The organism is Streptomyces sp. NPDC093544, assembly GCF_040683495.1.
Taxonomy (GTDB): Bacteria; Actinomycetota; Actinomycetes; order Streptomycetales; family Streptomycetaceae; genus Streptomyces.
The window spans coordinates 36,651-60,139 of record NZ_JBFBEA010000027.1 but is presented as its reverse complement, the minus strand read 5'-3'; the positions used below and the strand labels follow the sequence as shown (position 1 = coordinate 60,139).

At 69.2% G+C, this 23,489-nt stretch carries 28 protein-coding genes and 1 tRNA gene; 16 read left to right on the top strand and 13 right to left on the bottom strand.

Annotated features, from left to right (window positions below):
• Nucleotides 1-81 precede the first annotated feature (81 nt).
• From AB0N66_RS33455 to AB0N66_RS33390, 14 genes are all read left to right on the top strand, one after another.
• A complete protein-coding gene (locus AB0N66_RS33455; protein WP_365442106.1) occupies nucleotides 82-348 on the top strand; it encodes a DUF6284 family protein in 267 nt (88 codons plus the stop codon).
• A complete protein-coding gene (locus AB0N66_RS33450) occupies nucleotides 345-539 on the top strand; it encodes a hypothetical protein (protein ID WP_365442104.1) in 195 nt (64 codons plus the stop codon). The genes AB0N66_RS33455 and AB0N66_RS33450 overlap by 4 nt, the downstream gene beginning before the upstream one ends.
• Nucleotides 536-1,429 carry a DUF2637 domain-containing protein gene (locus AB0N66_RS33445; protein ID WP_365442102.1) on the top strand — a complete coding sequence of 298 codons (894 nt, stop codon included), beginning with the start codon at nucleotides 536-538 and terminating at the stop codon, nucleotides 1,427-1,429. The genes AB0N66_RS33450 and AB0N66_RS33445 overlap by 4 nt, the downstream gene beginning before the upstream one ends.
• Nucleotides 1,429-1,827, top strand: a complete 399-nt coding sequence (locus AB0N66_RS33440; RefSeq protein WP_365442100.1) for an RRQRL motif-containing zinc-binding protein — start codon at nucleotides 1,429-1,431, stop codon at nucleotides 1,825-1,827. The genes AB0N66_RS33445 and AB0N66_RS33440 overlap by 1 nt, the downstream gene beginning before the upstream one ends.
• Nucleotides 1,828-1,829: 2 nt before the next feature.
• Nucleotides 1,830-2,147, top strand: coding sequence for a hypothetical protein (locus tag AB0N66_RS33435; RefSeq protein ID WP_365442098.1), 318 nt, complete (start codon nucleotides 1,830-1,832; stop codon nucleotides 2,145-2,147).
• An 86-nt stretch (nucleotides 2,148-2,233) separates the two neighbouring features.
• A complete protein-coding gene (locus AB0N66_RS33430) occupies nucleotides 2,234-4,345 on the top strand; it encodes an FtsK/SpoIIIE domain-containing protein (RefSeq protein WP_365442096.1) in 2,112 nt (703 codons plus the stop codon).
• A 207-nt stretch (nucleotides 4,346-4,552) separates the two neighbouring features.
• Nucleotides 4,553-5,017, top strand: coding sequence for a hypothetical protein (locus AB0N66_RS33425; RefSeq protein ID WP_365442094.1), 465 nt, complete (start codon nucleotides 4,553-4,555; stop codon nucleotides 5,015-5,017).
• An 18-nt stretch (nucleotides 5,018-5,035) separates the two neighbouring features.
• Nucleotides 5,036-5,326: a hypothetical protein gene (locus AB0N66_RS33420; protein WP_365442092.1), complete on the top strand. Its 291-nt coding sequence runs from the start codon at nucleotides 5,036-5,038 to the stop codon at nucleotides 5,324-5,326.
• Nucleotides 5,327-5,416: 90 nt separating this feature from the next.
• Nucleotides 5,417-5,998, top strand: coding sequence for a DNA methylase (locus AB0N66_RS33415; RefSeq protein WP_365442090.1), 582 nt, complete (start codon nucleotides 5,417-5,419; stop codon nucleotides 5,996-5,998).
• A gap of 2 nt (nucleotides 5,999-6,000) precedes the next feature.
• A complete protein-coding gene (locus AB0N66_RS33410) occupies nucleotides 6,001-6,903 on the top strand; it encodes a bifunctional DNA primase/polymerase (RefSeq protein WP_365442209.1) in 903 nt (300 codons plus the stop codon).
• Nucleotides 6,900-7,253, top strand: a complete 354-nt coding sequence (locus AB0N66_RS33405; RefSeq protein ID WP_365442088.1) for a hypothetical protein — start codon at nucleotides 6,900-6,902, stop codon at nucleotides 7,251-7,253. The genes AB0N66_RS33410 and AB0N66_RS33405 overlap by 4 nt, the downstream gene beginning before the upstream one ends.
• Nucleotides 7,250-8,497, top strand: a complete 1,248-nt coding sequence (locus AB0N66_RS33400) for a DUF3631 domain-containing protein (protein WP_365442086.1) — start codon at nucleotides 7,250-7,252, stop codon at nucleotides 8,495-8,497. Before AB0N66_RS33405 ends, AB0N66_RS33400 begins: the two co-directional genes overlap by 4 nt.
• 182 nt (nucleotides 8,498-8,679) lie before the next feature.
• A complete protein-coding gene (locus AB0N66_RS33395) occupies nucleotides 8,680-8,871 on the top strand; it encodes a helix-turn-helix domain-containing protein (protein WP_365442084.1) in 192 nt (63 codons plus the stop codon).
• Nucleotides 8,872-8,932: 61 nt separating this feature from the next.
• Entirely contained in the window at nucleotides 8,933-10,312 is a 1,380-nt protein-coding gene (locus AB0N66_RS33390; RefSeq protein ID WP_365442082.1) for a tyrosine-type recombinase/integrase, read from the top strand.
• Between the two features lie 174 nt (nucleotides 10,313-10,486).
• Here the strand turns inward: AB0N66_RS33390 and AB0N66_RS33385 are convergent.
• Nucleotides 10,487-10,568, bottom strand: a tRNA-Tyr gene (locus AB0N66_RS33385).
• 201 nt (nucleotides 10,569-10,769) lie between these two features.
• Between AB0N66_RS33385 and AB0N66_RS33380 the strand changes: the two genes are divergently transcribed.
• Entirely contained in the window at nucleotides 10,770-11,258 is a 489-nt protein-coding gene (locus AB0N66_RS33380) for a YajQ family cyclic di-GMP-binding protein (protein ID WP_365442080.1), read from the top strand.
• A 155-nt stretch (nucleotides 11,259-11,413) separates the two neighbouring features.
• Here the strand turns inward: AB0N66_RS33380 and AB0N66_RS33375 are convergent, their stop codons facing one another.
• Nucleotides 11,414-11,680 (bottom strand): GlsB/YeaQ/YmgE family stress response membrane protein, encoded by a 267-nt coding sequence (locus tag AB0N66_RS33375; RefSeq protein ID WP_365442078.1) that lies wholly within the window; start codon nucleotides 11,678-11,680, stop codon nucleotides 11,414-11,416.
• Nucleotides 11,681-11,875: 195 nt separating this feature from the next.
• Here AB0N66_RS33375 and AB0N66_RS33370 point away from each other — a divergent pair, with 195 nt between their 5' ends.
• On the top strand, nucleotides 11,876-13,177 hold the full coding sequence (locus AB0N66_RS33370; RefSeq protein ID WP_365442076.1) for an APC family permease: 1,302 nt from the start codon (nucleotides 11,876-11,878) through the stop codon (nucleotides 13,175-13,177).
• Nucleotides 13,178-13,321: 144 nt separating this feature from the next.
• Here the strand turns inward: AB0N66_RS33370 and AB0N66_RS33365 are convergent, their stop codons facing one another.
• The 11 genes from AB0N66_RS33365 to AB0N66_RS33315 all read right to left on the bottom strand — a co-directional run bounded on the left by AB0N66_RS33365 (nucleotide 13,322) and on the right by AB0N66_RS33315 (nucleotide 23,487).
• The gene (locus tag AB0N66_RS33365; RefSeq protein ID WP_365442074.1) at nucleotides 13,322-13,888 is read right to left on the bottom strand and encodes an SMI1/KNR4 family protein; all 567 of its coding nucleotides are present in this window, start codon (nucleotides 13,886-13,888) and stop codon (nucleotides 13,322-13,324) included.
• Between the two features lie 71 nt (nucleotides 13,889-13,959).
• The gene (locus AB0N66_RS33360; RefSeq protein WP_365442207.1) at nucleotides 13,960-14,292 is read right to left on the bottom strand and encodes a barstar family protein; all 333 of its coding nucleotides are present in this window, start codon (nucleotides 14,290-14,292) and stop codon (nucleotides 13,960-13,962) included.
• A gap of 87 nt (nucleotides 14,293-14,379) precedes the next feature.
• Nucleotides 14,380-15,117: a hypothetical protein gene (locus AB0N66_RS33355; RefSeq protein ID WP_365442072.1), complete on the bottom strand. Its 738-nt coding sequence runs from the start codon at nucleotides 15,115-15,117 to the stop codon at nucleotides 14,380-14,382.
• 15 nt (nucleotides 15,118-15,132) lie between these two features.
• Nucleotides 15,133-15,525: a YccF domain-containing protein gene (locus AB0N66_RS33350; RefSeq protein WP_365442070.1), complete on the bottom strand. Its 393-nt coding sequence runs from the start codon at nucleotides 15,523-15,525 to the stop codon at nucleotides 15,133-15,135.
• Nucleotides 15,522-16,385 carry a zinc metalloprotease HtpX gene (gene htpX, locus AB0N66_RS33345; RefSeq protein WP_365442068.1) on the bottom strand — a complete coding sequence of 288 codons (864 nt, stop codon included), beginning with the start codon at nucleotides 16,383-16,385 and terminating at the stop codon, nucleotides 15,522-15,524. The genes AB0N66_RS33350 and htpX overlap by 4 nt, the downstream gene beginning before the upstream one ends.
• Nucleotides 16,386-16,564: 179 nt before the next feature.
• Nucleotides 16,565-18,088 carry an NADH-quinone oxidoreductase subunit N gene (locus tag AB0N66_RS33340; protein ID WP_365442066.1) on the bottom strand — a complete coding sequence of 508 codons (1,524 nt, stop codon included), beginning with the start codon at nucleotides 18,086-18,088 and terminating at the stop codon, nucleotides 16,565-16,567.
• Nucleotides 18,085-19,662, bottom strand: a complete 1,578-nt coding sequence (locus tag AB0N66_RS33335) for an NADH-quinone oxidoreductase subunit M (RefSeq protein WP_365442064.1) — start codon at nucleotides 19,660-19,662, stop codon at nucleotides 18,085-18,087. The genes AB0N66_RS33340 and AB0N66_RS33335 overlap by 4 nt, the downstream gene beginning before the upstream one ends.
• Nucleotides 19,663-19,668: 6 nt before the next feature.
• Nucleotides 19,669-21,660: an NADH-quinone oxidoreductase subunit L gene (locus tag AB0N66_RS33330; RefSeq protein WP_365442062.1), complete on the bottom strand. Its 1,992-nt coding sequence runs from the start codon at nucleotides 21,658-21,660 to the stop codon at nucleotides 19,669-19,671.
• Nucleotides 21,657-22,100 (bottom strand): NADH-quinone oxidoreductase subunit NuoK, encoded by a 444-nt coding sequence (nuoK, locus tag AB0N66_RS33325; RefSeq protein WP_365442060.1) that lies wholly within the window; start codon nucleotides 22,098-22,100, stop codon nucleotides 21,657-21,659. Before nuoK ends, AB0N66_RS33330 begins: the two co-directional genes overlap by 4 nt.
• Nucleotides 22,100-22,822 carry an NADH-quinone oxidoreductase subunit J gene (locus tag AB0N66_RS33320; RefSeq protein ID WP_365442205.1) on the bottom strand — a complete coding sequence of 241 codons (723 nt, stop codon included), beginning with the start codon at nucleotides 22,820-22,822 and terminating at the stop codon, nucleotides 22,100-22,102. Before AB0N66_RS33320 ends, nuoK begins: the two co-directional genes overlap by 1 nt.
• Nucleotides 22,823-22,836: 14 nt before the next feature.
• On the bottom strand, nucleotides 22,837-23,487 hold the full coding sequence (locus tag AB0N66_RS33315; RefSeq protein ID WP_365442058.1) for an NADH-quinone oxidoreductase subunit I: 651 nt from the start codon (nucleotides 23,485-23,487) through the stop codon (nucleotides 22,837-22,839).
• Between the last annotated feature and the right edge of the window lie 2 nt (nucleotides 23,488-23,489).

The window sequence follows — 23,489 nt, the reverse complement described above, 5'->3', positions numbered from 1 at the left end:
TCAAAAAACGGCGCACCCCCCGGAGTGACAGCTCCGGGGGGTGCTTTCGGGCCGTCCCACCGACTAGGGAGAACACGACCCATGAGCACCATCGTCACTGTTCAGGATGCTGTTACTGCGTTCGCCGACTTCATGGAGCCGACGACTGCGGAGCTGGACGCGATCGACCGCGAGATGCCCGTCATCACGGCGGACGTCGACCTGTTGGACGCGCAGATCATGATGTTGGACCGCACGCCGACGGAGCTGGACGCGCGGCGTGTCCGTCGGGCCCACCGTCGCGTGCTGGCGGCTCGCCGCTCGCTGGCGAACGCGTCCGCTCCGGTCCTTCCGGAGGTGCGGGCATGAGCGCGAATCCTTCCCCCAGTGGTCTGGCTTTGCTGCTGATCATGCTCGGTTCGCTGACCATGTTCGCCGCTACGACGGCGGTGTTCGTGACGCACGAGCCGGCATGGCGCTACGCCATCGTGGTCGGCGCCCTGGTGCAGTTCATCGGCTGGGTTCGGCATGGCCGGCAGCTTCGGGGTGGTCGGCGATGAACCTCAACCGCAAGGGCAAAGCCCTCCTGGTCCTGGCTCTGGTCGGCGTGGTCGGCATGGCGTTCCGGGTCTCGTGGAACGCGCTGCGGGACGTGGCCAGCGCGATCGGCGCGGACAACACGGCCGCGACGCTCTACCCGTTCGTGGTCGACGGCCTGATGGCCCTGGCCCTGCTCGCGACCCTGGTTCTGACGGATGACGGGGACAAGCGGTTCGCGCTGAAGGTGCTGGGCACCTACACGCTCGCCTCGCTGGTCCTCAACTACGTTCACGGACTGGTTCCCGAGCTGCATGGCGCGTCGGTCGACTGGGGTCGACTCGCCGACTGGGACCCCGCCAACTACGCGTTGGTGCTGCTCGCCACGTCGCTTCCGGTCGGGTCGATCTACTTCGGCTCCGATCTAGTCGCGAAGGTGCTGCATCACCGACCCACCCCGATTCCGGCCCCGGTCGCGAATGCGGAGGAATCTACCGAGAGTGTAAGTATTCGGTCTACGGCTGACCTCGCAGTATCGGCCCCCGCACCGATCACTGTGGCTCCGCTGCGGATGCCCGATCCAATCGCTGTCGACTTCCTGAAGTCGGCTCTCCCGTTCAAGCCGGTACCAGCCATCGCCCCGGCTCCGGTCGGGGCGACCGCGAAGCGTGCGGTCGCTGCCACATCGACCCGACCGCGTCGGGCAACCGGCACCGTTCCCACCGCCGCCCGATCACCCCGCCCGAAGCGCACTGCGGGCGAGTTGCTTGACGAGGCGCGCACCGTGACGGCCGGTTGGCCGGCCGCGAAGGTGACCGCTGAGGGCATCCGCCGTGAGGTCCACACCTCGCCGGCCAACGCGCGCATGCTGCGCGACACCCTGCTCGCCGAACGCGCCAACACCACCGCGTGATGAGCGGCGCATACGGCAAGTGCTTCGACCCGACCGGCGCGCTCTACGGGATCCCCACCTACCCGTGGAAGTACGCGCCCGACGACGACCAGTTCGCCACCCGCCGGCAGTTGCGGACCCGTGGCCTGCGTCCGGGCGGACAGCCGATAGCGGCGCAGGTCATGCGGATCAACAGGCGTGCCGGGAACGTCCGGGTGGCCTACCTGTACCGCATCGACCTCGCCAAGCCCGTGCGGCCGATGACCTCGCGGAAGTGGGGCGCGCTCGCGCTGGCGATGCTCGCCCGCCGCACCTGCCCCAAGTGCCAGCTCATCTACAGCTACTGCATGCCGCGCTCGCTCGGCATGTGCGTCCTGTGCGCCTACCCCGAACCCTCCGACACCGTCAGGAGCACGTGACCATGGCCAACGCCGACACCCGCCGCCTGGACCGTGCGATCCGTGAGACGAACCGCAAGCTCGAAGCGGTCCGCCAGGGCGAGACATGGCCGCTCACCGGATCCGAGCGCCGCGCGATGCTCGCCGCCCTCGCCGGCGGCTCCTACCGGACCCTGCGCGGCAAGAGCACCACCCGCGCAGACAACCGACTCGACTCCCTCTCCAGCTCCGCCGAGACGCGACTGATCGCGGAACTCACCGCGTTGCAGATCGAACGACAGCGACTCGTCACCGAAGCCGCCCGAGCCAAGGCCGCCAAGAAGTCCTCGGGGTGGTGGTGACGCGCACCCGCGCCACCCGCCCCACCTGCACTGATCTCCCCCTTCACCTTCACCCCGACCAGGGGCAGTCAGGAGTGTCCTCAACCATGAGCGAGAACGTCGTTCACCTGCACAAGAACACCGAACCGGCGCCCGTGACCACACTCACCGTGGTTCCCGACCCGGCACCCGCCGCACCGATACCGCTGTGGGTGCGCTCGGGACGTGCCGTCAAGACCGTGGTCACGCACGAGACGACCAAGACCACGGCGCGCGCCGTTGCCCGGCACACTCTCTACGTCGCCGGCGGCGCCCGCATCGCAGCCAAACGCACCTGGGACGGCCGCACCGCCTCCCGCTACGAGCGCATGTTCCGTGCGGCGGAAGCCACGGGGAACTACGAGGTGGCGGCTGAGTGGGAAGAGCGCGGGCAACGCTTCCGTGCCGAGCGCCACCGCCGCCGCATGGACCTCCTTCACTCCCCGGTCGACGCGGCCAAGGGAGTGCTGGTCGGGACCGGGATGGGCATCGGTGCCCTGGTCGCGCTCGGGGTCGTCCTGGCCATCGCCAACAAGGACGTCACCGACGTGATCTCCCCGGTCATGGCCGTGATCGAGTTCATCCGGCTCATCATCACCATCGTCCAGATCGTGTGGGGCCCTGCCCTGACGATCGGCCCGTTCCTCGCCCTGCTCGCCCTGTGGGCCGTCGGCAGCAAGCAGCAAGCCGCTCCCGCGTGGGCCCTGCCCGACAACATCCGCAACGGCGAGGGTGAACCGATCACCCCGTCCATCGTCGTCAAGGCCCTGCGCGACCTCGGAGTGCCCGCACTGCGCAACGCCATCAAGGAAATGGGCGACGCCGGCGCCTCCATGCTCGGTCCGATCCGGATCGCGGGATGCGGCGTGGAAGTCGACGTCACCCTCCCGTCCGGGGTGGCCACCAACGAGGTGCAGGGCAAGCGGCGCAAGCTCGCCGAGAACCTCACCCGGCACGAGCACGAAGTGTTCATCACGATCCCCGAGGCCGCCCGCACAGTCCGCCTGTGGATCGCCGATTCGGGGGCGCTGGATGAGCCGATCGGCCCGTCTCCGCTGGTCACGGACACCACGGTGACCGCGAACTACAAGACAGGTAAGGCCCCGTGGGGTCAGGACCTGCGCGGAGACTCGGCAGAGCTGAGCCTCTATCAGCGCCACCTGCTCATCACCGGCCGGTCCAACCAGGGCAAGACCGCCGCCCTGCGCTCGCTCGTCCTGTGGCTCGCGCTGGACCGGTCGGTGCAGTTCTGGATCGCCGACCTCAAGGGCGTCGGTGACTGGAGCATGTTCAACGGCATCGCCGACGTGCTCATCGAGGGCCCCTCCGACGGCCACGTGATCCAGGCAACCGAGATGGTGGAAGACGCCGAACGCGAGATGAACCGCCGGATCGAAGAGCGTCTCGCGAACCCGCACGTCAAGTTCCCGGCCCTGATCGTCATCGTGGACGAAGCGCAGAAGGCGTTCATGTGCCCCGCGGTCGACGACGCCAAGCGGCCCTACGGGGGTTCGAAGGCCACCTCCCGGTACTTCATGGCCACCCGCTCGATCCACAACCAGGGCCGTGCGGTCGATGTGCTGCTGTGGCAGGGCACGCAGGACCCGACCGACCAGAACCTTCCCAAGATGGTCCGTGAGGGCGCCCACACCCGCGCCTCCCTCGTGCTCGGCTCCGAGTCGCAGGCCAAGATGGCGCTCGGGGACAAGGCAGTTGAGGACGGGGCCGCCCCGCACCTGCTGCGCCAGGGGCTGGACAAGGGAACCCTCGTGGTGGCATCCGACGGCATCGACATGCCCAAGGGGCAGTCGTCCATCACGGTCCGCACCCACTTCATCGACGACGAACCCGCCGTCGAAATCGCCGACCGTGCCCGGGCCCTGCGCGACGGGGTCACCACCCTGCACGCCATCGACCGGGGCGAGGAGCATGACCCGCTCACCGACATCGACGCCGTGGCCGGTGACGGGAAGCGCGCATTCACGCAGGACATCATCAAGCGGCTGTCCGCACTGAACGAGGACGCCTACGGCGCATGGTCGTTCGGTGACCTCAGCCGCGTGCTGGAGTCCTACGGCATCGAGCCCTATAAGTCCCACGGGCGCATGGTCGTACGCCGCGACGACATCACCCGCGCCCTCGCCGAACGCGACACGGATGGTTCCGCTTCCGCCTCCTGATCGCGGGGAGGCGCACCGGCCCGCGCCGGGGAGGCGGGGAGAACTCCCCAACCGCCTCCCCGCCCCGTCTCCCCCGCTGTGATCAGCGGGAACATCGTTTCGGGGAGGCGGGGAGGCACGCAGGTCAGCACCCCTGAAACCTCCTCCACCGCCCACCCCGAAGGGGGTGCGTCTACCTCCCCAACCCACTGCCGGAAGGGATTCCGCATGTACCCCGAACCTGCCCGCCACGCGCCCGCCGAACGGGCCGTGACCATCCACCAGCCCACCCCGATCACCCCTGCCACCGTGGCGCCGGCGCCACTCGTTCCCGTCCAGCCGGGCACCATCCCCGCCGTGGCGAGCATCGTCCTGCCGGACGGACGGATCGTCACCGGCTACGCCATCAGCCCCGTGCAGCCGGAACCGGTCGTGGCCAAGCCGCCCGTCTCCCGCGGGGCGGTAAACATCGCGCTCGGGGGCGTCGGCTTCCTCGCCGTGTGCGGCGGACTGCTGATGCTGACCGCGTTCATCACGGCGCTGACCGCGCTCATTACCCAGCTCATCACCCTCGCCGCCGTCATCTTCGGCGGATGGATCGCCGTGCAGGTCTTCAGCACGCGCGGCCACAGCGGCGGCAGCACGGTCAACATCCGCAAGGCGATCTTCAAGCGCAACCACTTCCACGGCTGACCAGGAAGGCCAACACCCGTGATCCGACTGCGTATCCAGGTCTCCCACCGACTCGGGCGGTGGCTGGTCCTGACCGACACACCGCGCCCCGACTGCCCCCACTGCGAGGGAGACGGCGGTATCGAGCACCCTTACGGGGACGACAACGGCGAGTACGCCGGCAGCAACTGGGAGTCCTGCGGGTGCTGGAACGAGAACCACCGCTGGCGCCTGCTGCCCCTCCCGCGCCTGCCCCGCTGGCTGCGCCAGCGCGACCGTGGCCGCGACCCGTGGGCCACCGACGGCTACAGCAACAAACCGCCCTTCTAGCTGCGCCAAGGGCGGCCCCCTCGTCTCGCCAAAGATCCGGGGCCGCCCTTGCCAACCAGTCCACAACAGACCTGTTGGAGGTCACCCAGCATGACGCAACCCACCGACATCCGGCGAGTACGCGGCTTACGGCCGCGTGCGCTGGATCTGTACTCGTGCGCCGGCGGCGCCGGAACCGGCCTTCAACGAGCAGGGTTCGACGTGGACGGCTGTGACATCGCCGATCGCCCGAACTACCCGTTCCCATACCACCGGGGCGAAGCGCTCAAGTACCTCGCCCACCTGATCGGCACCGGGGAGATCTACCGGTACACGTTCGTGCACGCCTCCCCGCCGTGCCAGCACGGATGCGCCCTGACCGTGGGTACGAACGCCTCGCAGGGGTGGGGCGGCACCCACGTGGACCTGGTCGCCCCCACCCGCGCCCTGCTCGAACTGACAGGTCTGCCCTTCGTGATCGAGCAGCCCAACGGGCGCGCGGACCTGCGCAAAGACCTCACGCTGTGCGGCGAGATGTTCGGACTCGGAGTCATCCGCCACCGCAACTTCGAATTGGGCGGCTGGACCATCGAGCAGCCGACACACCTCCCGCACCGGGGCCGCGTACGCGGCTACACCGAGTTCATCGGCCGCGCCTTCCTGGCCACGGACGCGCTGGGGGTGGCCGCGTGAGCCTGCAACAGACCCTCCTGCACGCCGCGTTGGACGCGGCCGGACGCGGCTGGCACGTCTTCCCGCTCCGTCCCAACAGCAAGCAACCCGGACTGCACGGCGCCGACCGCTGCCGCCAGACAGGCGACTGCACCCACGGGCACCGGAAGTGGGAACAGCGCGCAAGCACCGACCCCGAGCGCATCCGCCTGTGCTGGGAGACCAGCGCGGCGAACGTCGCCCTCGCGACCGGACCGTCCGGGCTGGTCGTCGTCGACCTCGACATGCCCAAAGACAAGAGCTGCAAGGGCAGTTCGGACACGCCTGACGGCGCGGCAAACTTCGCAGCGCTCTGCGAGCGCACCGGGCACGCCGTCCCCGACACCTACCGGGTCCGGACCGCGAGCGGCGGACAACACCTCTACTTCACCGCCCCGCCCGGCATCCGACTGCCCAACACGGCCGGAACCATCGCTCCGTTGGTCGACACCCGAGCGTGGGGCGGCTATGTCGTCGCCGCCGGCAGCACCACCCCCGCCGGAGCCTACGAAGCCGTAGGCGGCTCTGTGGCGGCCCCACTGCCCTCCTGGCTGCTGAGCATCCTGAAACCGGCCCCCAAGCCGTCCCAGACCCCCTCAATGGCCGTAGCGGGGCAATCACGTCGATACGCTGACATTGCACTCGGCAGTGAAGCCCGCAACGTCAGCGAGGCCCAACTCGGGGAACGCGAGGCCAAGTTGTTCCGGGCAGCGCGAGCCCTGGGACGGTTCATCGCGTGGGGCGACCTCCCCCGCAGTGTGGTCGAGCAGGCTCTTCAGGAGGCGGGCGAGTCGGTAGGACTGCCGCCGTCCCAGTGCCGCGCCACCCTGCGCAGCGCCCTCAACTGGTCCATCACCCACAACCAGCGACGCCGGGACACGGCATGAGCACCCCACCCCGCCCCCGACTGAAGAGCATCACCCACACCCCGAGCAACCGTCACGACGCCGAACAGCCCATGCCACAGGCGGCGTTGGGCGACCCGAAGGGCGTCGCCGAAGGCGTCCCCACTGCTGTCCTCCCTGACCCGCGCCGTGGCGACGGCCGGTATCCCATCGCGTGGTTGTCCATCACCGCGCCCCGGAGCGCGGTACCTACGGCCACCTCGAAGTGCCTGTGCGGCCGTGACCGCAGCGCTGTGGGCAAAGCCCGGGTGCTCGCCCTGATCGACGACCACACCGCCCACCGCGACACCTGCCCGCTCCGCACCACCCCGGAAGGAAGGGCCGCCGCATGACCAACCCAACCCCCACCCCGCCCACCATCGACGGGGCCGCGCTGCTGAACGAGGTGGAAGCCTTCCACCGTCGCTTCAACGTCTTTCCCACCGAATCCGGTTACGTCGCCGTCGCGCTGTGGGACGCACACGCCCACCTGATCGACTGCTTCGAGACCACACCCCGGATCGCGTTCCTCTCCCCGGAGCCCGGCTCGGGGAAGTCACGGGCGCTGGAGATCGTGGAACTCCTGACCCCCCGCCCGGTCGCCACCGTGTCCGCGTCCGCGAACGCCCTGTACCGGCTGGTCGACTCAGCCGATGGCCTGCCCACCGTTCTGTTCGACGAGGTGGACACGATCTTCGGACCCAAGGCCGGCGCGGACGAAGCACTACGCGGATTCCTGAACGCCGGATACCGGCGCATCGGCGGCGCCCTGCGGTGCGTTGGCGAAGGCTCCAACCAGAACGCGCAGGTCTTCGGCTCGTACTGCGCCGTCGCCATGGCCGGACTCGGCTCCCTGCCCGACACAGTCCTGACCCGCTCCGTCATCATCCGCATGCGCAAGCGTGCCCCCAACGAGAAGGTGGAGAGCTACCGGCAGCGCATCCACGATCAGCAGGGCCACGCCATCCGTGACCGCCTCGCGAAGTGGGCCAAGACCGTCAGCGACCAGGTCGCCGGCGCCTGGCCCGCCATGCCCGAAGGCGTCACCGACCGCCCCGCCGACGTCTGGGAACCCCTCCTCGCCGTGGCGGACGCGGCCGGCGGAGACTGGCCCGCACGGGCCCGCGCCGCCTGCCTCGAACTGATCAACGCAGGCCACGACAACGACGAAGCCTCCATGGGCGTGCGGCTGTTGACCGACCTGCGCGACAAGGTGTTCTGCGGTGAGGACCGGATGCCCACCGCCGCGATCATCGAATGCCTGCTGCGCATGGACGACGCTCCGTGGGGCGACCTGGACGACAAGCCGATCAACTCCCGGACCCTCGCCCGGCTGCTCGGTCAGTACGTCACCCCGCACATCAGGCCGATCAAGCCGCGCGGTATCCGGACCGCTTCGGGCTTCCCCAAGGGCTACTACGCGGAAGACCTCGCAGACGCCTGGTCGCGGTACTGCCCTCCCTCCCCCGGAGAATCCGCCACGTCCGCCACGTCCGCCACACCGCAGGTCAGTGGGGGTGCATCCGTGGCGGATACCGCCACCGCCATCCGCCACACGTCCACGGAAACCGCCACACAGCCCGCCCGCACCGGCTGACCGAACCGGCTCACTCCGGTGCCGCCACACCGTCCGGGCGTGGCGGCACCTATCCGCCACACAACCGCTATCCGCCACACGATCAAGGCTCTGACCTGCGATGTGGCGGCGTGGCGGACGTGGCGGACCCCTGGGAAGGGGGCCCCGAGCCCCAACACGGCACTTCTCCAAGGAGTTTCACCATGGCCCGCCCCGAGAAGCTCAAGCTCGCTGAAGTCCTCGCAGAGATCAAGATGAGCCGCGCGGCGTTCTACCGCATGCGCGCCCGTGGCAAAGCCCCCCGCATCCACACGCTCCCCAACGGCCAGCTCCGCGTCAACCGCACCGACCTCGACGCCTGGTGGGAGAACTGCGGAGAGCGCACCGCCGCCTGACCACCTCCCACATACACGAGACACGAGGGGCCCGCTTCCGGCGGGCCCCTCTGGAGTTCATATGGCACTGACCTACGACGTTCGCCTCTACTCCATTGAGGTCCGCAAGGATCGTCCGAAGCCCTACCGCCTGCGCTGGCTGGTCGGGGTGCGCAAGCACTCCAAGAGCTACACCCTGAAGGTGCAGGCTGAGGGGCGCCGCTCGGAGCTCATGTCTGCCGTACGGCGCGGCGATCAGTTTGACGAGGAAACGGGCCTGCCCGTATCTGAACTGCGCGCCAAACAGGGCTCCATCACTTGGTACGAACACAGCCGCGCGTACGTCGACCGCAAGTGGGCCTTGGCGCCGGCGAAGTCGCGGAAGAACTACGCCGATGCGCTGGCCACCATCACACCCGCGCTCGTGAAGTCGAAGGCGGGAATGCCCGACACCGCGCTTATGCGGCGCGCGCTGTACGGGTGGGCCTACAACCGGAACCGCCGCGACGAGACCCCGCCGGACGATGTGGCCCGAGCCCTCGCCTGGATCTCCAAACACTCGATGCCGGTATCCGCGCTGGAAGACCCGTCGACCGTACGCCTGGCCCTGGACGCACTGTCCCTACGGCTGGACGGGAAGGAGGCATCACCACGCACCGCGAAGCGCAAGCGGGCCTGCCTGAGCGACGCTCTCGGACTCGCCGTGGAAGAGCAGTACTTCACCATGCAGGTGAACCCGATTTCGGCCGTGAAGTGGACCGCCCCGAAGTCGGTGGAAACAGTGGATCCTGAGAGCGTCGCCAACCCCCGCCAGGTCCGCGCACTGCTGGTTGCGGTTCGTGAGCAGGGCCCGCGTGGTCGGCATCTGGAAGCGTTCTTCGGGTGTCTGTACTACGCGGCCATGCGCCCCGCCGAGGCCGCTGCACTGCGGGTGAGCCACTGTCACCTTCCAGAGGCAGGGTGGGGGATGCTCACCTTGCGGCAGGGGGTCGTTCGGGCCGGACGGAACTGGACCAACGACGGGACGGCGCATGAGATGCGACACCTCAAAGCCCGCGCCAAGAAGGACTCCCGCGCAGTGCCGATTCCGCCGCACTTCGTCCGGCTGCTACGGCAGCACATCGCCACTCACGGCACGGCGACCGACGGCCGGCTCTTCCGAACGAACCGCGACGGCCTGCTACAGGAGACGGGCTATGGGGAGGTGTGGGCAAAGGCCCGAAAAGACGTGCTCAGCGAGACGGAAACAGCTTCGCTGCTAGCCCGTCGCCCCTACGACCTTCGGCACGCTGGCGTCTCGTTCTGGCTCAGCTCCGGGGTCGACGCGATGGAGTGCGCCAGTAGGGCCGGCCACAGCATCGCGGTCCTGCACAAGGTGTACGCCAAGGTGCTTGACCAGACGCGCGAGCGGGCGAACGGCCAGATCGACGCAGCCCTTCGGGAGTGGAACGAACCAGAGTGATCATGCTCTCCCCCGGGGGACACCTGGGGGACACACACTGATCAGAGGTGGGATACAGGCGGTACGAGGTGAGACACGTCCACTCCCCGTCCACGCTGAATCGAACGGGAGCAGGAACGAAGAAACCCCCTCCGACCAGCCATAATGGCTGGTCGGAGGGGGTTTTCCCCACTGTGGCGGCGCGTGGATTCGAACCACGGAAGGCTAAGCCGGCAGATTTACAGTCTGCTCCCTTTGGCCGCTCGGGCACACCGCCAGGGTTGATGCCGTGAGGACCGCTCTTCGGCGGTGCTCTGTGGCAACGACGTAAACGATACCCGATGCTCGGGGGTGGTTCGCCACCCGATTGATCGGCACTCGAAGGGGAGGGGGTGGCTAGGCTTATGCGGATGCGGCCGGGGACCATGCCGGGCTCGACGGCCGCCCCTACGCACCCCGATACAAGGAGCCACAGGACATGGCCGACTCCAGTTTCGACATCGTCTCGAAGGTCGAGCGGCAGGAGGTCGACAACGCCCTCAACCAGACCGCCAAGGAGATCTCGCAGCGCTACGACTTCAAGAACGTGGGCGCCTCCATCTCCTGGTCCGGCGAGAAGATCCTCATGGAGGCGAACTCCGAGGAGCGGGTCAAAGCCATCCTCGATGTGTTCGAGACCAAGCTGATCAAGCGCGGTATCTCGCTGAAGTCGCTGGACGCCGGTGAGCCGCAGCTCTCCGGCAAGGAGTACAAGATCTTCGCGTCGATCGAGGAGGGCATCTCCCAGGACAACGCGAAGAAGGTGGCGAAGATCATTCGTGACGAGGGCCCCAAGGGCGTCAAGGCTCAGGTGCAGGGCGAGGAACTGCGCGTCAGCTCGAAGAGCCGTGACGACCTGCAGGCCATCCAGGCACTGCTCAAGGGCAAGGACTTCGACTTCGCCCTGCAGTTCGTGAACTACCGGTAGCCCTCGCCGCCCATGCTGTGCCAACCAGCAGTTGCGGTTGCTTCGTCGACTGACGGCAGTGGTCGGTTTGTTGCCTGTACGAGAAAGGGTGGGCACCCGGAGTCCTGGGTGCCCACCCTTCTCGCCTGCTGGCTGCGGCCTCGGGGTGTACGCGCTCAGCGGCGCGAGTCGCCGAACAGAACGCGGTAGAGAACCAGCAGAACGAGCGAGCCGCCGATCGCGGCGGCCCAGGTGGCACCGTCGTAGAACTGCTTGGTGATGGGGTGGTCCAGCCAGCGCGCGGAGATCCAGCCGCCTATGAAGGCGCCCGCGACGCCGATGACCGTCGTTCCGAAGAAGCCGCCCGGGTCGCGGCCCGGCAGCAGGAATTTGGCGATGGCTCCGGCCAACAGCCCCAGAATGATCCAGCTGATGATGCCCATGCCCTGAACCTGCCTCTCCGTACTGTGCCTGCGCTGTACTCCTGCTCCGGCCAGGCTGTGCTCATACCCTGATGCCGCGACGCCTTGAGCCTTCCACGCCCTCAAGCCGCTGGTCGCACATGTGTTGGTGGCTTGTTGCCGGGGAGGACGCCTTGTTGACGCTGCTCGGTTGCACTGGTCAGTAGGGTGCGGCGCATGACACATTCCGGTGCGAGACGGCCGGGCGGGCAGAAGAGCAACGGCTCGCAGGCCGGTGCGGAGCTTCGCCGGACGCTCGGTGTCGGGGACGCGGTTGTCATCGGCCTCGGGTCGATGGTCGGCGCCGGGATCTTCGCGGCGCTGGGTCCCGCGGCGCGGGCAGCCGGGTCCGGACTGTTGCTCGGACTCGCGGTCGCCGCCGTGGTCGCCTACTGCAACGCGATGTCCTCGGCTCGGCTCGCCGCTCTGTATCCCGCCTCGGGCGGAACATATGTGTACGGGCGTGAGCGACTCGGGGACTTCTGGGGGTACCTGGCGGGCTGGTCGTTCATCGTCGGCAAGACGGCCTCCTGTGCTGCGATGGCGCTCACCGTGGGCGCGTACGTCTGGCCGGGACAGGCGCACGCGGTGGCGGTCGCGGCCGTGGTGGCCCTCACTGCGGTGAACTACGGCGGCGTCCAGAAGTCGGCCTGGCTGACGCGGGCGATCGTGGCGGTGGTCCTCGCGGTCCTCGCTTCCGTGGTGGTCGTGTGCCTCGGCTCTGGCATCTCCGATGCCGCGCGGCTGGACGTGGGGCTCTCCGCCGGCGCGGGCGGGGTACTTCAGGCGGCCGGGCTGCTGTTCTTCGCGTTCGCCGGGTACGCGCGGATCGCGACGCTCGGTGAGGAGGTGCGGGATCCTGCGCGCACCATCCCGCGCGCGATCCCAGTGGCTCTGGGTATCGCGCTCGTGGTGTACGCGGCGGTGGCGGTCGCTGTCCTTTCCGTGCTGGGGTCGGGTGGGCTCGGGCACGCCTCGGCGCCGCTGACCGACGCGGTGCGGGCGGCCGGTGTGCCAGGGCTCGTGCCGGTGGTGCGGGTGGGTGCCGCCGTGGCCGCGCTCGGCTCACTCCTCGCCCTGATCCTGGGCGTCTCGCGGACGACGCTGGCCATGGCCCGTGACCGTCATCTGCCGGGCGCCCTGGCCGCCGTACATCCGCGCTTCCAGGTACCGCACCGGGCAGAGCTGGCTGTGGGCGCGGTGGTTATCGTGCTGGCCGCGACGGTGGATGTACGGGGTGCGATCGGCTTCTCCTCCTTCGGTGTGCTGGCGTACTACGCGGTGGCGAACGCCTCGGCCTGGACGTTGAGTTCGGCTCCGGTGTCCCGGGTGGCGCCGGTGGTCGGGCTCGTCGGATGCGTGACGCTGGCGTTCGCGCTGCCTGGGGTTTCCGTGGTGTCGGGTGCGGCTGTGCTGGTGGTGGGGGCGGCGGCCTACGGCGTACGGCGATGGCGGGGCGGTTCGCAGCAACAGCAGTAGCGGCGGCAGCGAGCTGCCAACGGGCGGCGGGCAACTGCCCGAGGGCGGCGGGCGCAGTTGGCGCGACGGGCCCGGTCGGAGGCGGCGCGGTCGCCCAGTGACGCAGGCGGCGGGGCATGGCCAACCGCAGTTCCGCGAGCGGCGCTACGAGCCTCGTGGCGCCGCCGTGCGTATGCGGAATTCGGGCCATGGGGCCATGTCCGTATCGTCGGTGGACTCCTCGTACCAACCGGCGCCGTCGAGCCAGGTGCGCAGCCAGGTCGCCAGGTCGGGCGCGTCCACGTACCAGGCGTGGTCGGCCTCGTCCGCGTTCGGCTCGTAGAACAGGACCGTGCCGTCCGGGTTCTGGCAGTCCACGCACGCGTACATTCCGCAGCCCCAGTGGGATATCGGCAGGACGCCCTCGGGCCAGGGCCAGTCGGGGTCCTTGCGTCCGCTCTTTCTGTTGGCGAGGTACTGCGGGACGGCGGCAGGTTCACCGGACGCGGCGCCCTCAAGCAGGGGCAGCAGGCCGTACTCCGGGCCGAATCCGCCGTCCCCTATACGCAGGTAGAGCGCGGCGAGCAGCGCGGGCAGTGGGAAGCCCAGGGTGGCCTCGGCGCGGGCGACCGCGGCGGTGTCCACGGGCTCCGGAAGCGAAGGCCAGCCCCACGGGCGGGTGTTGCGGGCCCCTTCCGCCACCTTCTCCAGCAACTGCTCGATTTCGGTCATGGGTTCATGATGCAGCGCGGCACTGACAATCGGGCAGCCTGTGGATAACCGTCGGCCGCCGCTTGGCGCGGTCAGTCGAGACGGACGTCGATGTGCCTTTCGGCGAGGAAGACGAGCAGTTCTTCGAAGGTCACCGGGCGGTGGCCGGTGTGCGGGGTGACGCCTAGGCAGGTGCGGGCGACGTCCGCGTCGTGCCAGACGAGAGTGAAGGGCGTAGCGGCGCCCCAGCGTCCGCGGAGGCAGTCGTTGAGGGCGTCGAGGCCCCAGCCGAAGTATCCGCCGGGTCCGTTCACGGCTTCGCCGAGTGCGCAGAAGAATCCGCGCGCGTCCGTGATGTGGCGGCCGTCGAGGTGACAGGTGGTGCCGGGCGGTCTGGCAGGCTCGCCGTATGTGTGGTTCGTCAGGGCTGTGCGGAGCCAGAACTCGCGGCCTTCAGCACTGCATCGCGCCCACAGGTTGGGCTCGGACGGGCGTCCGGACCACCACAGGTCCTAGACCTCGGGGGCCGCGGTCGGCGGACGCTCCGACCAGGGTTCGAGGGTGAGGTCGATCAGGCCTCGGCCGCGCGCCGACGGGATCCATGCGGTGATTTCACCCTCGACGGCCGGCTGCACGGTGCGGCCGTGCGTGTCGAGGCGCAGCACCTTGGCGTGTCCCAGGTCCTCCTCGCCCGCGTCCAGCGCCGCGCGCAGTGCTCCGCTCGGGGAGCAGCCGAGCAGCCGCAGTGACGGCTCCAGGGGCTCGGGCGGTCCATTGCGGACGTGCGCCAGGTCCTTGCAGGTGCCCCAGGGGCGGTTCTCCGCGCCGAACAACCGGTAGCCCGGGGAGAGCGGTGGGCACTGCGGATAGTCGGACGCGTTGTCGACGGACTCCGACGCCTCCACGGTGATGTCGCGGAGCGCCAGGTCACGCGCGCACGGGCGGTCGTCGATGACACGCGCGTCGTCCAGCTCCCACTCGACGACGCACTCGCCTTTCTTGTCCAGGACTTCCAGGACGAGAAGGCCGAGCGGCGCCGAACCGTCGGCACGCGCGCGCGTGAGAGCGGTCCGCAACCCGCCTTCCAGGGCGCATCCGAGCAGTTCGTACGTCCCTCGCTCCGGACGGGGCGGATCGCTGAAGAGACCCTCGGCCTCCGCGCACGACGCCCATGTCTCCGCGTACCCGTCCTCGCCGGTGAACTCGGCTTCGGCGTCGTAGGAGAGCAGTAGGTACTTGGGCGACTCCACCCCCGGGCCCGCCCGCTAGCGCGTCGCGAACGGCTGGTCCGTGCGCACAATTTCGCGTCCCAGGGGGAGCAGCGATACGGGGATGAGCTTGAAGTTGGCGATGCCGAACGGGATGCCGATGATCGTGACGCACAGGACGATGCCGGTGACGATGTGGGCGAGGGCGAGCCACCAGCCCGCGAGCACCAGCCACAGGACGTTGCCGATGCAGGACGGCGCGCCCGCGTCGCGTTTCTCCACCGTCGTATAGCCGAAGGGCCACAGGGCGTAGACGCCGATACGGAACGCGGCGATGCCGAACGGGATGCCGATGATGGTGATGCACAGCAGCGCGCCCGCGAACAGGTATCCGAGGAACAGCCAGAAGCCGCTCAGGACGAGCCAGATGACGTTCAGGATTGTCTTCACTGGTGGCGACCTGCCATCTTCTCGAGCCGGGCGATGCGCTCCGCCATGGGCGGGTGTGTGGAGAACATCTTCGACATTCCCTGTCCGGGGCGGAAAGGGTTCGCGATCATCATGTGGCTTGCGGTCTCGATGCGCGGCTCGGGGGGCAGCGGCAGTTGCTTCGTGCCCGCGTCGAGCTTGCGCAGGGCGCTGGCGAGGGCGAGGGGGTCGCCGGTGAGCTGGGCGCCGGACGCGTCCGCCTCGTACTCCCTGGAGCGGCTGATGGCGAGCTGGATGAGGGTCGCGGCGAGCGGGCCCAGGATCATAATCATCAGCATGCCCAGGATGCCGGGTCCGTCATCGTCGTTCGAGCGGCCGATCGGGATCAGCCAGGCGAAGTTGACCAGGAACATGATCACGGAGGCGAGGGCGCCGGCGACCGACGAGATGAGAATGTCGCGGTTGTAGACGTGGCTGAGTTCGTGGCCGATGACGCCGCGCAGTTCCCGCTCGTCGAGGATGCGCAGGATGCCTTCGGTGCAGCACACGGCCGCGTTGCGCGGGTTGCGGCCTGTGGCGAACGCGTTCGGTGCCTCCGTCGGCGAGATGTACAGGCGCGGCATGGGCTGGCGGGCTTGCGTGGAGAGGTCGCGGACTATGCGGTACAGCTCCGGGGCCTCGAATTCGCTCACCGGGCGCGCGCGCATCGCGCGTAGAGCAAGTTTGTCGCTGTTCCAGTACGCATACGCGTTCGTGCCGATCGCGATGAAGAGCGCGATCACTAGGCCGGTACGGCCGAAGAAGCTGCCGATGACGATGATGAGTGCGGACAGTCCCCCGAGGAGTACGGCGGTCCTGAGCCCGTTGTGCCGGCGGTGCACGGTACGCCCTCCAAATGGTGCCGCAGGGGAACCCTTTGCCTACTGATGCTCTGCTTCCACTCTTCAGTGGACCCTCCCGTACTGGTCAACGCCAGACGAGGAGCACTAGTTCCCTTGTGCGCGCACCTGCGGGCGTGGTCCGTCCGGGTGACGGTCCACGCGCGCGTGCCCGGTGGACGTCAGAAAAGGGCGGTTGCCGAGAAGCGCAGAGCCAGCTGTGGTGCTCCCGAGAGGGCGATGCCGAGAACGGCGGCCAGGGCGATGGCCGCCGTGAGCGGGGCAGGGACACGGTGTTTGCCGGGTTCGCCTTCGGGGGCGCGGAACAGCAGCGTCGTCCATTGCAGGTAGTAGAAGAGCGCGATCACCACGTTGACGGCCATGACCACGGCCAGCCAGCCGAGGCCGGCGTCGACGGCCGCCGAGAAGACGGTCACCTTGGCGAAGAGGCCGATGATGCCGGGCGGCAGGCCCGCGAGGCAGAGCAGGAAGAAGCCGAGGAGCAGCGCCGACAGGGGGCTGGCCGCGTACAGGCCCCGGTAGTCGCTGACGCGGTTGAGGGGGCTCGTACGGGCGACGAGGGCGGCCACGGCGAAGGCGCCGAGGTTCACGGCGGCGTACATCAGGGCGTACGCGACGGTGGAGCCGATGGCCTTCTGCGCGTCCTTGGAGTAGGCGGCGGCCGCGATCGGCACCAGGAGGTAGCCGGCCTGACCGACGGAGGACCAGGCGAGCAGCCGTACCGCGCTGTACGCGCGCGTGGCCTGCTGCCGCAGGGCGCCGACGTTGCCGACAGTCATGGTGAGGGCTGCCAGTCCGGCGAGCGCCGGGCCCCAGACGTCCGCGTACGACGGGAAGGCGACGACGGTGACGAGGATCAGCCCGGAGAAGCCGACCGCCTTGCCGACGACCGACAAGTAGGCGGCGATCGGCAAAGGCGCCCCTACGTAGGTGTCGGGTACCCAGAAGTGGAAGGGCACGGCGGCCGTCTTGAAGGCGAAACCGACGAGGGTGAGGGCGACCCCCGCCTGGGCGAGCGTGTGGAACTGGGCGTCGACCTGCTGGATCTTGTCGGCGATCTCGGTGAGGTAGAGGGTGCCGGTCGTGGCGTAGACGAAGCTGACGCCCAGCAGACTCACGGCGGTCGCGGTGACGGAGGACAGGAAGAACTTCAGGGCCGCTTCGGAGGACTTCTTGTCGCCGCGCTTGATGCCGACGAGGGCGAAGGCGGGCAGGGAGGCGACTTCCAGGGCGACGATGAGGGTCGCGAGGTCGCGTGAGGCAGGGAGCAGGGCGGCGCCCGCGGCGGAGGAGAGCAACAGGAACCAGTACTCCCCTTCAGGGAGTTCCCTGTTGGCATCCTTCAGGGCCGTGACCGAGAGCAGTGCCGTCAGGAGGGCGCCGCCGAGGACGAGGAGCTGGATGACGAGCGTGAAGCGGTCCGCCGTGTAGCTACAGACGTCGCGGTCGCCGGTCAGGCAGAAGGTGGCGCGGTCGCCGTCCAGGAGGGGCAGCAGCATGAGCGCGGCCGCGGCGAGTCCCGCGACCGACACCCAGCCGAGCATCGCCTTCTTGGTGTCGCCGAGGAAGAGGTCGGCGATGAGCACGACGAGTCCGACGACCGCGGCGATGGTGGGGGGCGCGATCGCGAGCCAGTCGACGGACTGGACGACGGACTCAGCCGCGGGCTGGGCCAGGGAGCTCATCGGGTGCCTCCTGCGAAGAGCTGCTGTACGGCCGGGTCGGTCAGGCCGAGGAGGGCCTTGGGCCAGAGTCCGGCGACGACGGTGAGGGCGACGAGCGGGGCCCAGGCGGCGAACTCGTAGCTCTTGATGTCGGCGAGTTTCGGGCTCTCCGGCTGTGGGGTGGCGCCCATGCAGACGCGGCGTACGACGGCGAGCATGTACGCGGCGGTGAGCAGTGTGCCGAAGGCGGCGATCGCCATGAACGTCAGGAACACGGGGCGGCTGAGGTCGTCGGCGGGCTTGAACGCGCCGAACAGTGCCAGCATCTCGCCCCAGAATCCGGCGAGGCCCGGCAGTCCGAGCGAGGCGACCGCGGCGAAGGCGAGGAGGCCGCCGAATCGGGGGGCCTTGCCGTAGAGCGCGGCTCCGGTCTCCTCGGCGAGGGCGTCGAGGTCGGTGGTGCCCGTACGGTCCTTGAGCGCGCCGACCAGGAAGAAGAGAAGGCCGGTGATGAGGCCGTGGGCGATGTTGGCGAACAGCGCGCCGTTCACGCCGGTCGGGGTCATCGTGGCGATGCCGAGCAGTACGAAGCCCATGTGGCCGACGGACGAATACGCGATGAGCCGTTTGAGATCGCCCTTCGCGCCCTGTCTGGCGAGGGCGAGGCAGGCCAGGGATCCGTAGATGATCCCCACGACGGCGAACGCGGCGAGGTACGGGGCGAAGGTGTGCATGCCTTCGGGCGCGATCGGCAGCAGAATGCGGACGAATCCGTACGTACCCATCTTCAGCATGACGCCGGCCAGCAGGACCGAGCCGACGGTGGGCGCGGCGGTGTGGGCGTCGGGCAGCCAGCTGTGCAGCGGCCACATCGGCGTCTTGACCGCGAGCCCGATTCCGATCGCCAAAACGGCGATGACCTGCACGGATGTGGTCAGCGACCGGCCGTTGTCAGTGGCGAGTGCCACCATGTCGAATGTGCCGGACTTGATTCCGATCAGGAGCAGGCCCAGCAGCATGACGACGGAGCCGAGCAGTGTGTAGAGGATGAACTTCCAAGCGGCCTGGGTCCGTTGCTCACCGCCCCAGCGGGCGATGAGGAAGTACATCGGGATGAGCACCATCTCGAACGCGAGGAAGAACAGCAGGAGATCGAGGACGGCGAAGGTGGCGAGGGTGCCGGACTCGAGAACGAGGACGAGTGCGACGAAGGCCTTCGGGGTCGGGCCCGCGGGCATCTTGAAGTAGCTGTACAGCGCGCAGAGGAAGGTCAGCAGCGCGGTGAGGACGAGAAGGGGGAGGGAAATGCCGTCGATGCCGAGGTGGATCCGCACATCGAGTGCGGGGATCCAGCTGATGTCCGTCGTGGCCTGCATCCTTGACGGGTGGTCGTGGTCGAAGCCGAGCGTGAGGACGATCGCGGCGATGAGCACCGCGCCGGTGACGATCACACCGTGCCGCAGCACTGCCTGCTCGGGCGACTTTCCCTTCAGTCCGGGCGGGGCAGGCAGAAGAGCCGCGGCGGCGCCGGCGAGCGGGCCGACGACGATGAATGCCAGAAGGATCTGCATCACGGATTCACTGATATCGATCACGCCTGCTCACGCTCCCGTGGCGACTAGGAGGGCGGCGACCACCAGGACGACGGTGCCGGCGAGCAGCGCGCTCACATAGGTCTGCACATTGCCGGTCTGGGCGCGCCGGACAGCCTCGCCGAGCCAGCGGGGCAGGGCGGCCGCGCCGCGTACGTAGGTGTCGACGACCTCGCGGTCGAGGAACCGGACGAGCGCGGCTCCGGCCAGGACCGGGCGGACGAACAGTGCCGTGTACACGGCGTCGAGGTGGAAGCCGACGGCCGCGTGGCGGTGCAGTGGGCCTAGGAGCAACCGGCCCGGGTCCGCCGGGTCGGGGGTGTAGGCCACGTCTCCGTAGGCGGGCGCGTGACTTGCGATCGCCTCGGCTTCGACCAGTCCGGCATCGCCGTCGGGGTGGGCGGCGACCGCACCCATCGGGATGTGGGCAGCCAGCGTGCTGGTGTGCTGCCAGGCGCCGTAGGTGATGATCACGCCGACGAGGGCGAGCCCTGTGCCGAGGACGGAGGTGGTGAGGACCGGCGTGAGGTCGCGGCCGTCGAACCAGTCGGGCAGCGGGCCGTACGCCAGACCGAGGGCGAGCGACGGGACAGCGAGCACCCACAGTACGGCGGTCATGGTGAACGGCTGCCTTCCGTGATCGGGGGCCTCGACGCCCCGGCCGCGGAAGGCGAGCAACCACAGCCGAGTGGCGTACGCGGCTGTGAGTACGGCGCTGACCAGGCCGGCGACGAGGACGATCCAGCCCGCGACGCCGGGGGCGTGTTCGGTGTGGCCGGTGGCGACGTGCTCGGCGGCTCCGAGGACGGCTTCCTTGGAGAAGAAGCCGCTGAACGGCGGGATCGCGATGAGTGCGAGCAGCGCCACGGTCATCGTCCAGTAGGCGTCGGGGACTCGGGCGCGCAGGTCCTTCATACGGGACATGGCGGCGAGCGAGTTGGTGCCGGAGGCGTGGATGATCACGCCGGCGGCGAGGAACAGCAGCGCCTTGAAGGCGCCGTGGGACAGGAGGTGGAAGACGGCGGCGCCGCGGTCGCCGACGGCGAGTGCGCCGGTCATGTAGCCGAGCTGGCCGATCGTCGAGTAGGCGAGGACCCGCTTGATGTCGTCCTGGGCGAGCGCTGCGAGCCCCGAACCGGCCATCGTGACGGCGGCCATGACGGCGAGGACCACCATCGCGGCCGAGGAGGCCTGGAAGACGGGAAGGAGCCGGGCGATGAAGTAGACACCGGCGGTGACCATCGTCGCGGCGTGGATCAGCGCGGAGACGGGAGTTGGGCCCGCCATCGCGTCGGGCAGCCAGGTGTGCAGCGGGAACTGCGCCGACTTGCCCGCCACACCGGCGAGGAGGAGCAGGGCGATCAGCGTCGGATGGTCGAGGCTGCCGCTGGCGACGGCGCCGAGGACCTTGGTGATGCGGAAGGACCCGGCGTCGGTGGCGAGGGCGAACAGGCCGATCAGGAAGGGGACATCGCCGAGCTTGGTGACCAGGAAGGCCTTGATCGAGGCGGCGCGGGCCTCGGGGGTCTCCCAGTAGTGGCCGACCAGGAAGTACGAGCAGATGCCCATGATCTCCCAGCCGACCAGGAGCACGATCAGGTCGCCGGAGTAGACGACGAGCAGCATCGCGGAGGTGAAGAGGGAGACGAGGGCGGCGTACGAGGGGTAGCGCGGGTCGTCGCGCAGGTAGCCCGTCGAGTAGATCTGCACGCAGGAGGCGACCAGGCCGACCAGGACCGCGACGAGGGCGGCGAATCCGTCGATGTGCAGGGCGAGTTCGATGGGGACGGAGCCGGTGGGTGTCAGCTCGGTGGCGGCGTCGATGGCCTGGTCGCCGCCCTGTCGTACGGCGACCAGTACGGCGAGGACGAGCGCCGCGAGAGTGGGGAGTACGGCGAGGGGGCGTACGAAACCGGGCGCAGTACGGCCGAGGAGGAGGCCGGCCACGGCGCCCAGGAACGGGAGGAGGGGGACGAGGACGGCGAGGGTGGTCGTGGTCACGCGGTGGCCTCAGCCTTCTCGTCCGCCGTGACGGCGGCTGCTTCAGGGCCGTCGCCGTCGGAGACATCGCCGTCGGGGCCGTCACCGTCGGAGCCTCCGCTGTCGGGGCCACTGGTGTCCGGGCCCTCGGCGGTGTCGCGGAGCTTGTCGATGTCCGAGGTGCCGCGGTTGCGGTAGACGGCGAGGACGATCGCCAGGCCGATGCCGATCTCGGCGGCGGCGATGGCGATGGTGAACAGGGTCAGGGCCTGGCCGGAGTGCAGGGTGTCCTGGGCGGTCTTGCTGAGCCATACGTCGAAGGCGACGAGGTTGAGGTTGACGGCGTTGAGCATCAGCTCGACGGACATCAGGACCAGGATCGCGTTGCGGCGCGCGAGGACTCCGTACAGGCCGGTGCAGAAGAGGAGGGCGGAGAGCACGGCGGGGTAGGCGAGGTGCATCAGCGGGTGCCTTCCTTCTCGCTCCGGGGGGTCGGAGGCGTCTTGCTCCGGGCCGGCGGGGCGGTGGGGGCGGTCCCGGTGGTCGGGATGCTCCTGGGGCGCGGAGCGCCGGTTGTCGTCGCTGCGTCCTCCTTCGCCTTGCGGGAGAGGACGATCGCGCCGACCAGGGCGGCGAGGAGAAGGACGGAGAGGGCCTCGAAGGGGAGGACCCAGTTCTGGAAGAGGGCCTTGCCGGTCACCTCCGTGGAGCCGGCGGCTGCGCCGTCCAGGTCCATCCAGGTCGTGCGGAAGGCGTCGACGACTACCCAGACCAGGGCGGCCGCGGCGACGACGGCCACGGTCAGGGCGGCCCAGCGGTTGCCGGAATCGGCGTCCGGGGAGCGGCCGATGGGGGCCTTGGTGAGCATCAGACCGAACAGGAGGAGGACGACGACGGAACCGACGTAGATGAGGACCTGCACCCAGGCGATGAACTCCGCGGTGAGCAGGAGGTATTCGACGGCGAGGCCGCCGAGCGCCACCACCAGCCACAGGGCGGCATGCACCAGCTGCTTGGTGGTGACGGTGACGATCGCGGCGCCGAGGGTGACCAGGCCAACGAGGAGGAAGGCGATCTCGACGCCGGTCGGGGAGAGGAAGCCGTGGGTTTCGGCGGCGGCCGTGGTAGCGGTGGTTGTTGCAGTGATGGCGGTGGTGGTCACAGCGTGCGCTGCCGTGGCCATGGCTGCTGCGACGCTCACGACTCGCCCTCCTGCGGATTGGCGGAGTCGGGCTGGGCCGAGGGTTCGGCCGCGGCGGGCGGTTCGGCCGGACGCGACGGGTCAGCCGGAGGCGACGGCTCGGCGGGGAGCGACGGGGCGGGCTGGGCTGCCGCGAGTTTCTCGGCCGCTTTGCGGGCGGCGGCCAGTTCCTTCGGCTCCTCTGCGGCGGGGTCCAGGGCGGGCGGTGCGGGAACCGTCCACATCCACTCGCGGAGCTTGTCGCGTTCGTGGGTGAGTTCGTGGATGTCGGTCTCCGCGTACTCGAACTCCGGGGACCAGAACAGCGCGTCGAAAGGGCAGACCTCGATGCAGATACCGCAGTACATGCACAGGGCGAAGTCGATGGCGAAGCGGTCGAGGACGTTGCGGCTGCGCTCACGGCCGCCCGGGGCGGCGGGCGGGACCGTCTCCTTGTGGGAGTCGATGTAGATGCACCAGTCCGGGCACTCGCGGGCGCAGAGCATGCAGACCGTGCAGTTCTCCTCGAAGAGGCCGATGACGCCGCGGGTGCGGGGCGGGAGTTCGGGCTGGGCGTCCGGGTACTGCGCGGTGACGGTCTTCTTCGTCATCGTGCGGAGGGTGACGGCCAGGCCCTTGGCGAGGCCGGAGCCAGGAATAGGAGCCACGG

Coding starts and splice junctions, on each gene's coding strand:
- AB0N66_RS33400 (WP_365442086.1), top strand. CDS start 7,250: ATGACCAACCCAACCCCCACCCCGCCCACCATCGACGGGGCCGCGCTG.
- AB0N66_RS33380 (WP_365442080.1), top strand. CDS start 10,770: ATGGCCGACTCCAGTTTCGACATCGTCTCGAAGGTCGAGCGGCAGGAG.
- AB0N66_RS33390 (WP_365442082.1), top strand. CDS start 8,933: ATGGCACTGACCTACGACGTTCGCCTCTACTCCATTGAGGTCCGCAAG.
- AB0N66_RS33365 (WP_365442074.1), bottom strand. CDS start 13,888: ATGACCGAAATCGAGCAGTTGCTGGAGAAGGTGGCGGAAGGGGCCCGC.
- AB0N66_RS33455 (WP_365442106.1), top strand. CDS start 82: ATGAGCACCATCGTCACTGTTCAGGATGCTGTTACTGCGTTCGCCGAC.
- nuoK (WP_365442060.1), bottom strand. CDS start 22,100: ATGCACCTCGCCTACCCCGCCGTGCTCTCCGCCCTCCTCTTCTGCACC.
- AB0N66_RS33405 (WP_365442088.1), top strand. CDS start 6,900: ATGAGCACCCCACCCCGCCCCCGACTGAAGAGCATCACCCACACCCCG.
- AB0N66_RS33370 (WP_365442076.1), top strand. CDS start 11,876: ATGACACATTCCGGTGCGAGACGGCCGGGCGGGCAGAAGAGCAACGGC.
- AB0N66_RS33435 (WP_365442098.1), top strand. CDS start 1,830: ATGGCCAACGCCGACACCCGCCGCCTGGACCGTGCGATCCGTGAGACG.
- AB0N66_RS33340 (WP_365442066.1), bottom strand. CDS start 18,088: ATGAGCTCCCTGGCCCAGCCCGCGGCTGAGTCCGTCGTCCAGTCCGTC.
- AB0N66_RS33445 (WP_365442102.1), top strand. CDS start 536: ATGAACCTCAACCGCAAGGGCAAAGCCCTCCTGGTCCTGGCTCTGGTC.
- AB0N66_RS33320 (WP_365442205.1), bottom strand. CDS start 22,822: ATGGCCACGGCAGCGCACGCTGTGACCACCACCGCCATCACTGCAACA.
- AB0N66_RS33415 (WP_365442090.1), top strand. CDS start 5,417: ATGACGCAACCCACCGACATCCGGCGAGTACGCGGCTTACGGCCGCGT.
- AB0N66_RS33430 (WP_365442096.1), top strand. CDS start 2,234: ATGAGCGAGAACGTCGTTCACCTGCACAAGAACACCGAACCGGCGCCC.
- AB0N66_RS33440 (WP_365442100.1), top strand. CDS start 1,429: ATGAGCGGCGCATACGGCAAGTGCTTCGACCCGACCGGCGCGCTCTAC.
- AB0N66_RS33425 (WP_365442094.1), top strand. CDS start 4,553: ATGTACCCCGAACCTGCCCGCCACGCGCCCGCCGAACGGGCCGTGACC.
- AB0N66_RS33395 (WP_365442084.1), top strand. CDS start 8,680: ATGGCCCGCCCCGAGAAGCTCAAGCTCGCTGAAGTCCTCGCAGAGATC.
- AB0N66_RS33375 (WP_365442078.1), bottom strand. CDS start 11,680: ATGGGCATCATCAGCTGGATCATTCTGGGGCTGTTGGCCGGAGCCATC.
- AB0N66_RS33450 (WP_365442104.1), top strand. CDS start 345: ATGAGCGCGAATCCTTCCCCCAGTGGTCTGGCTTTGCTGCTGATCATG.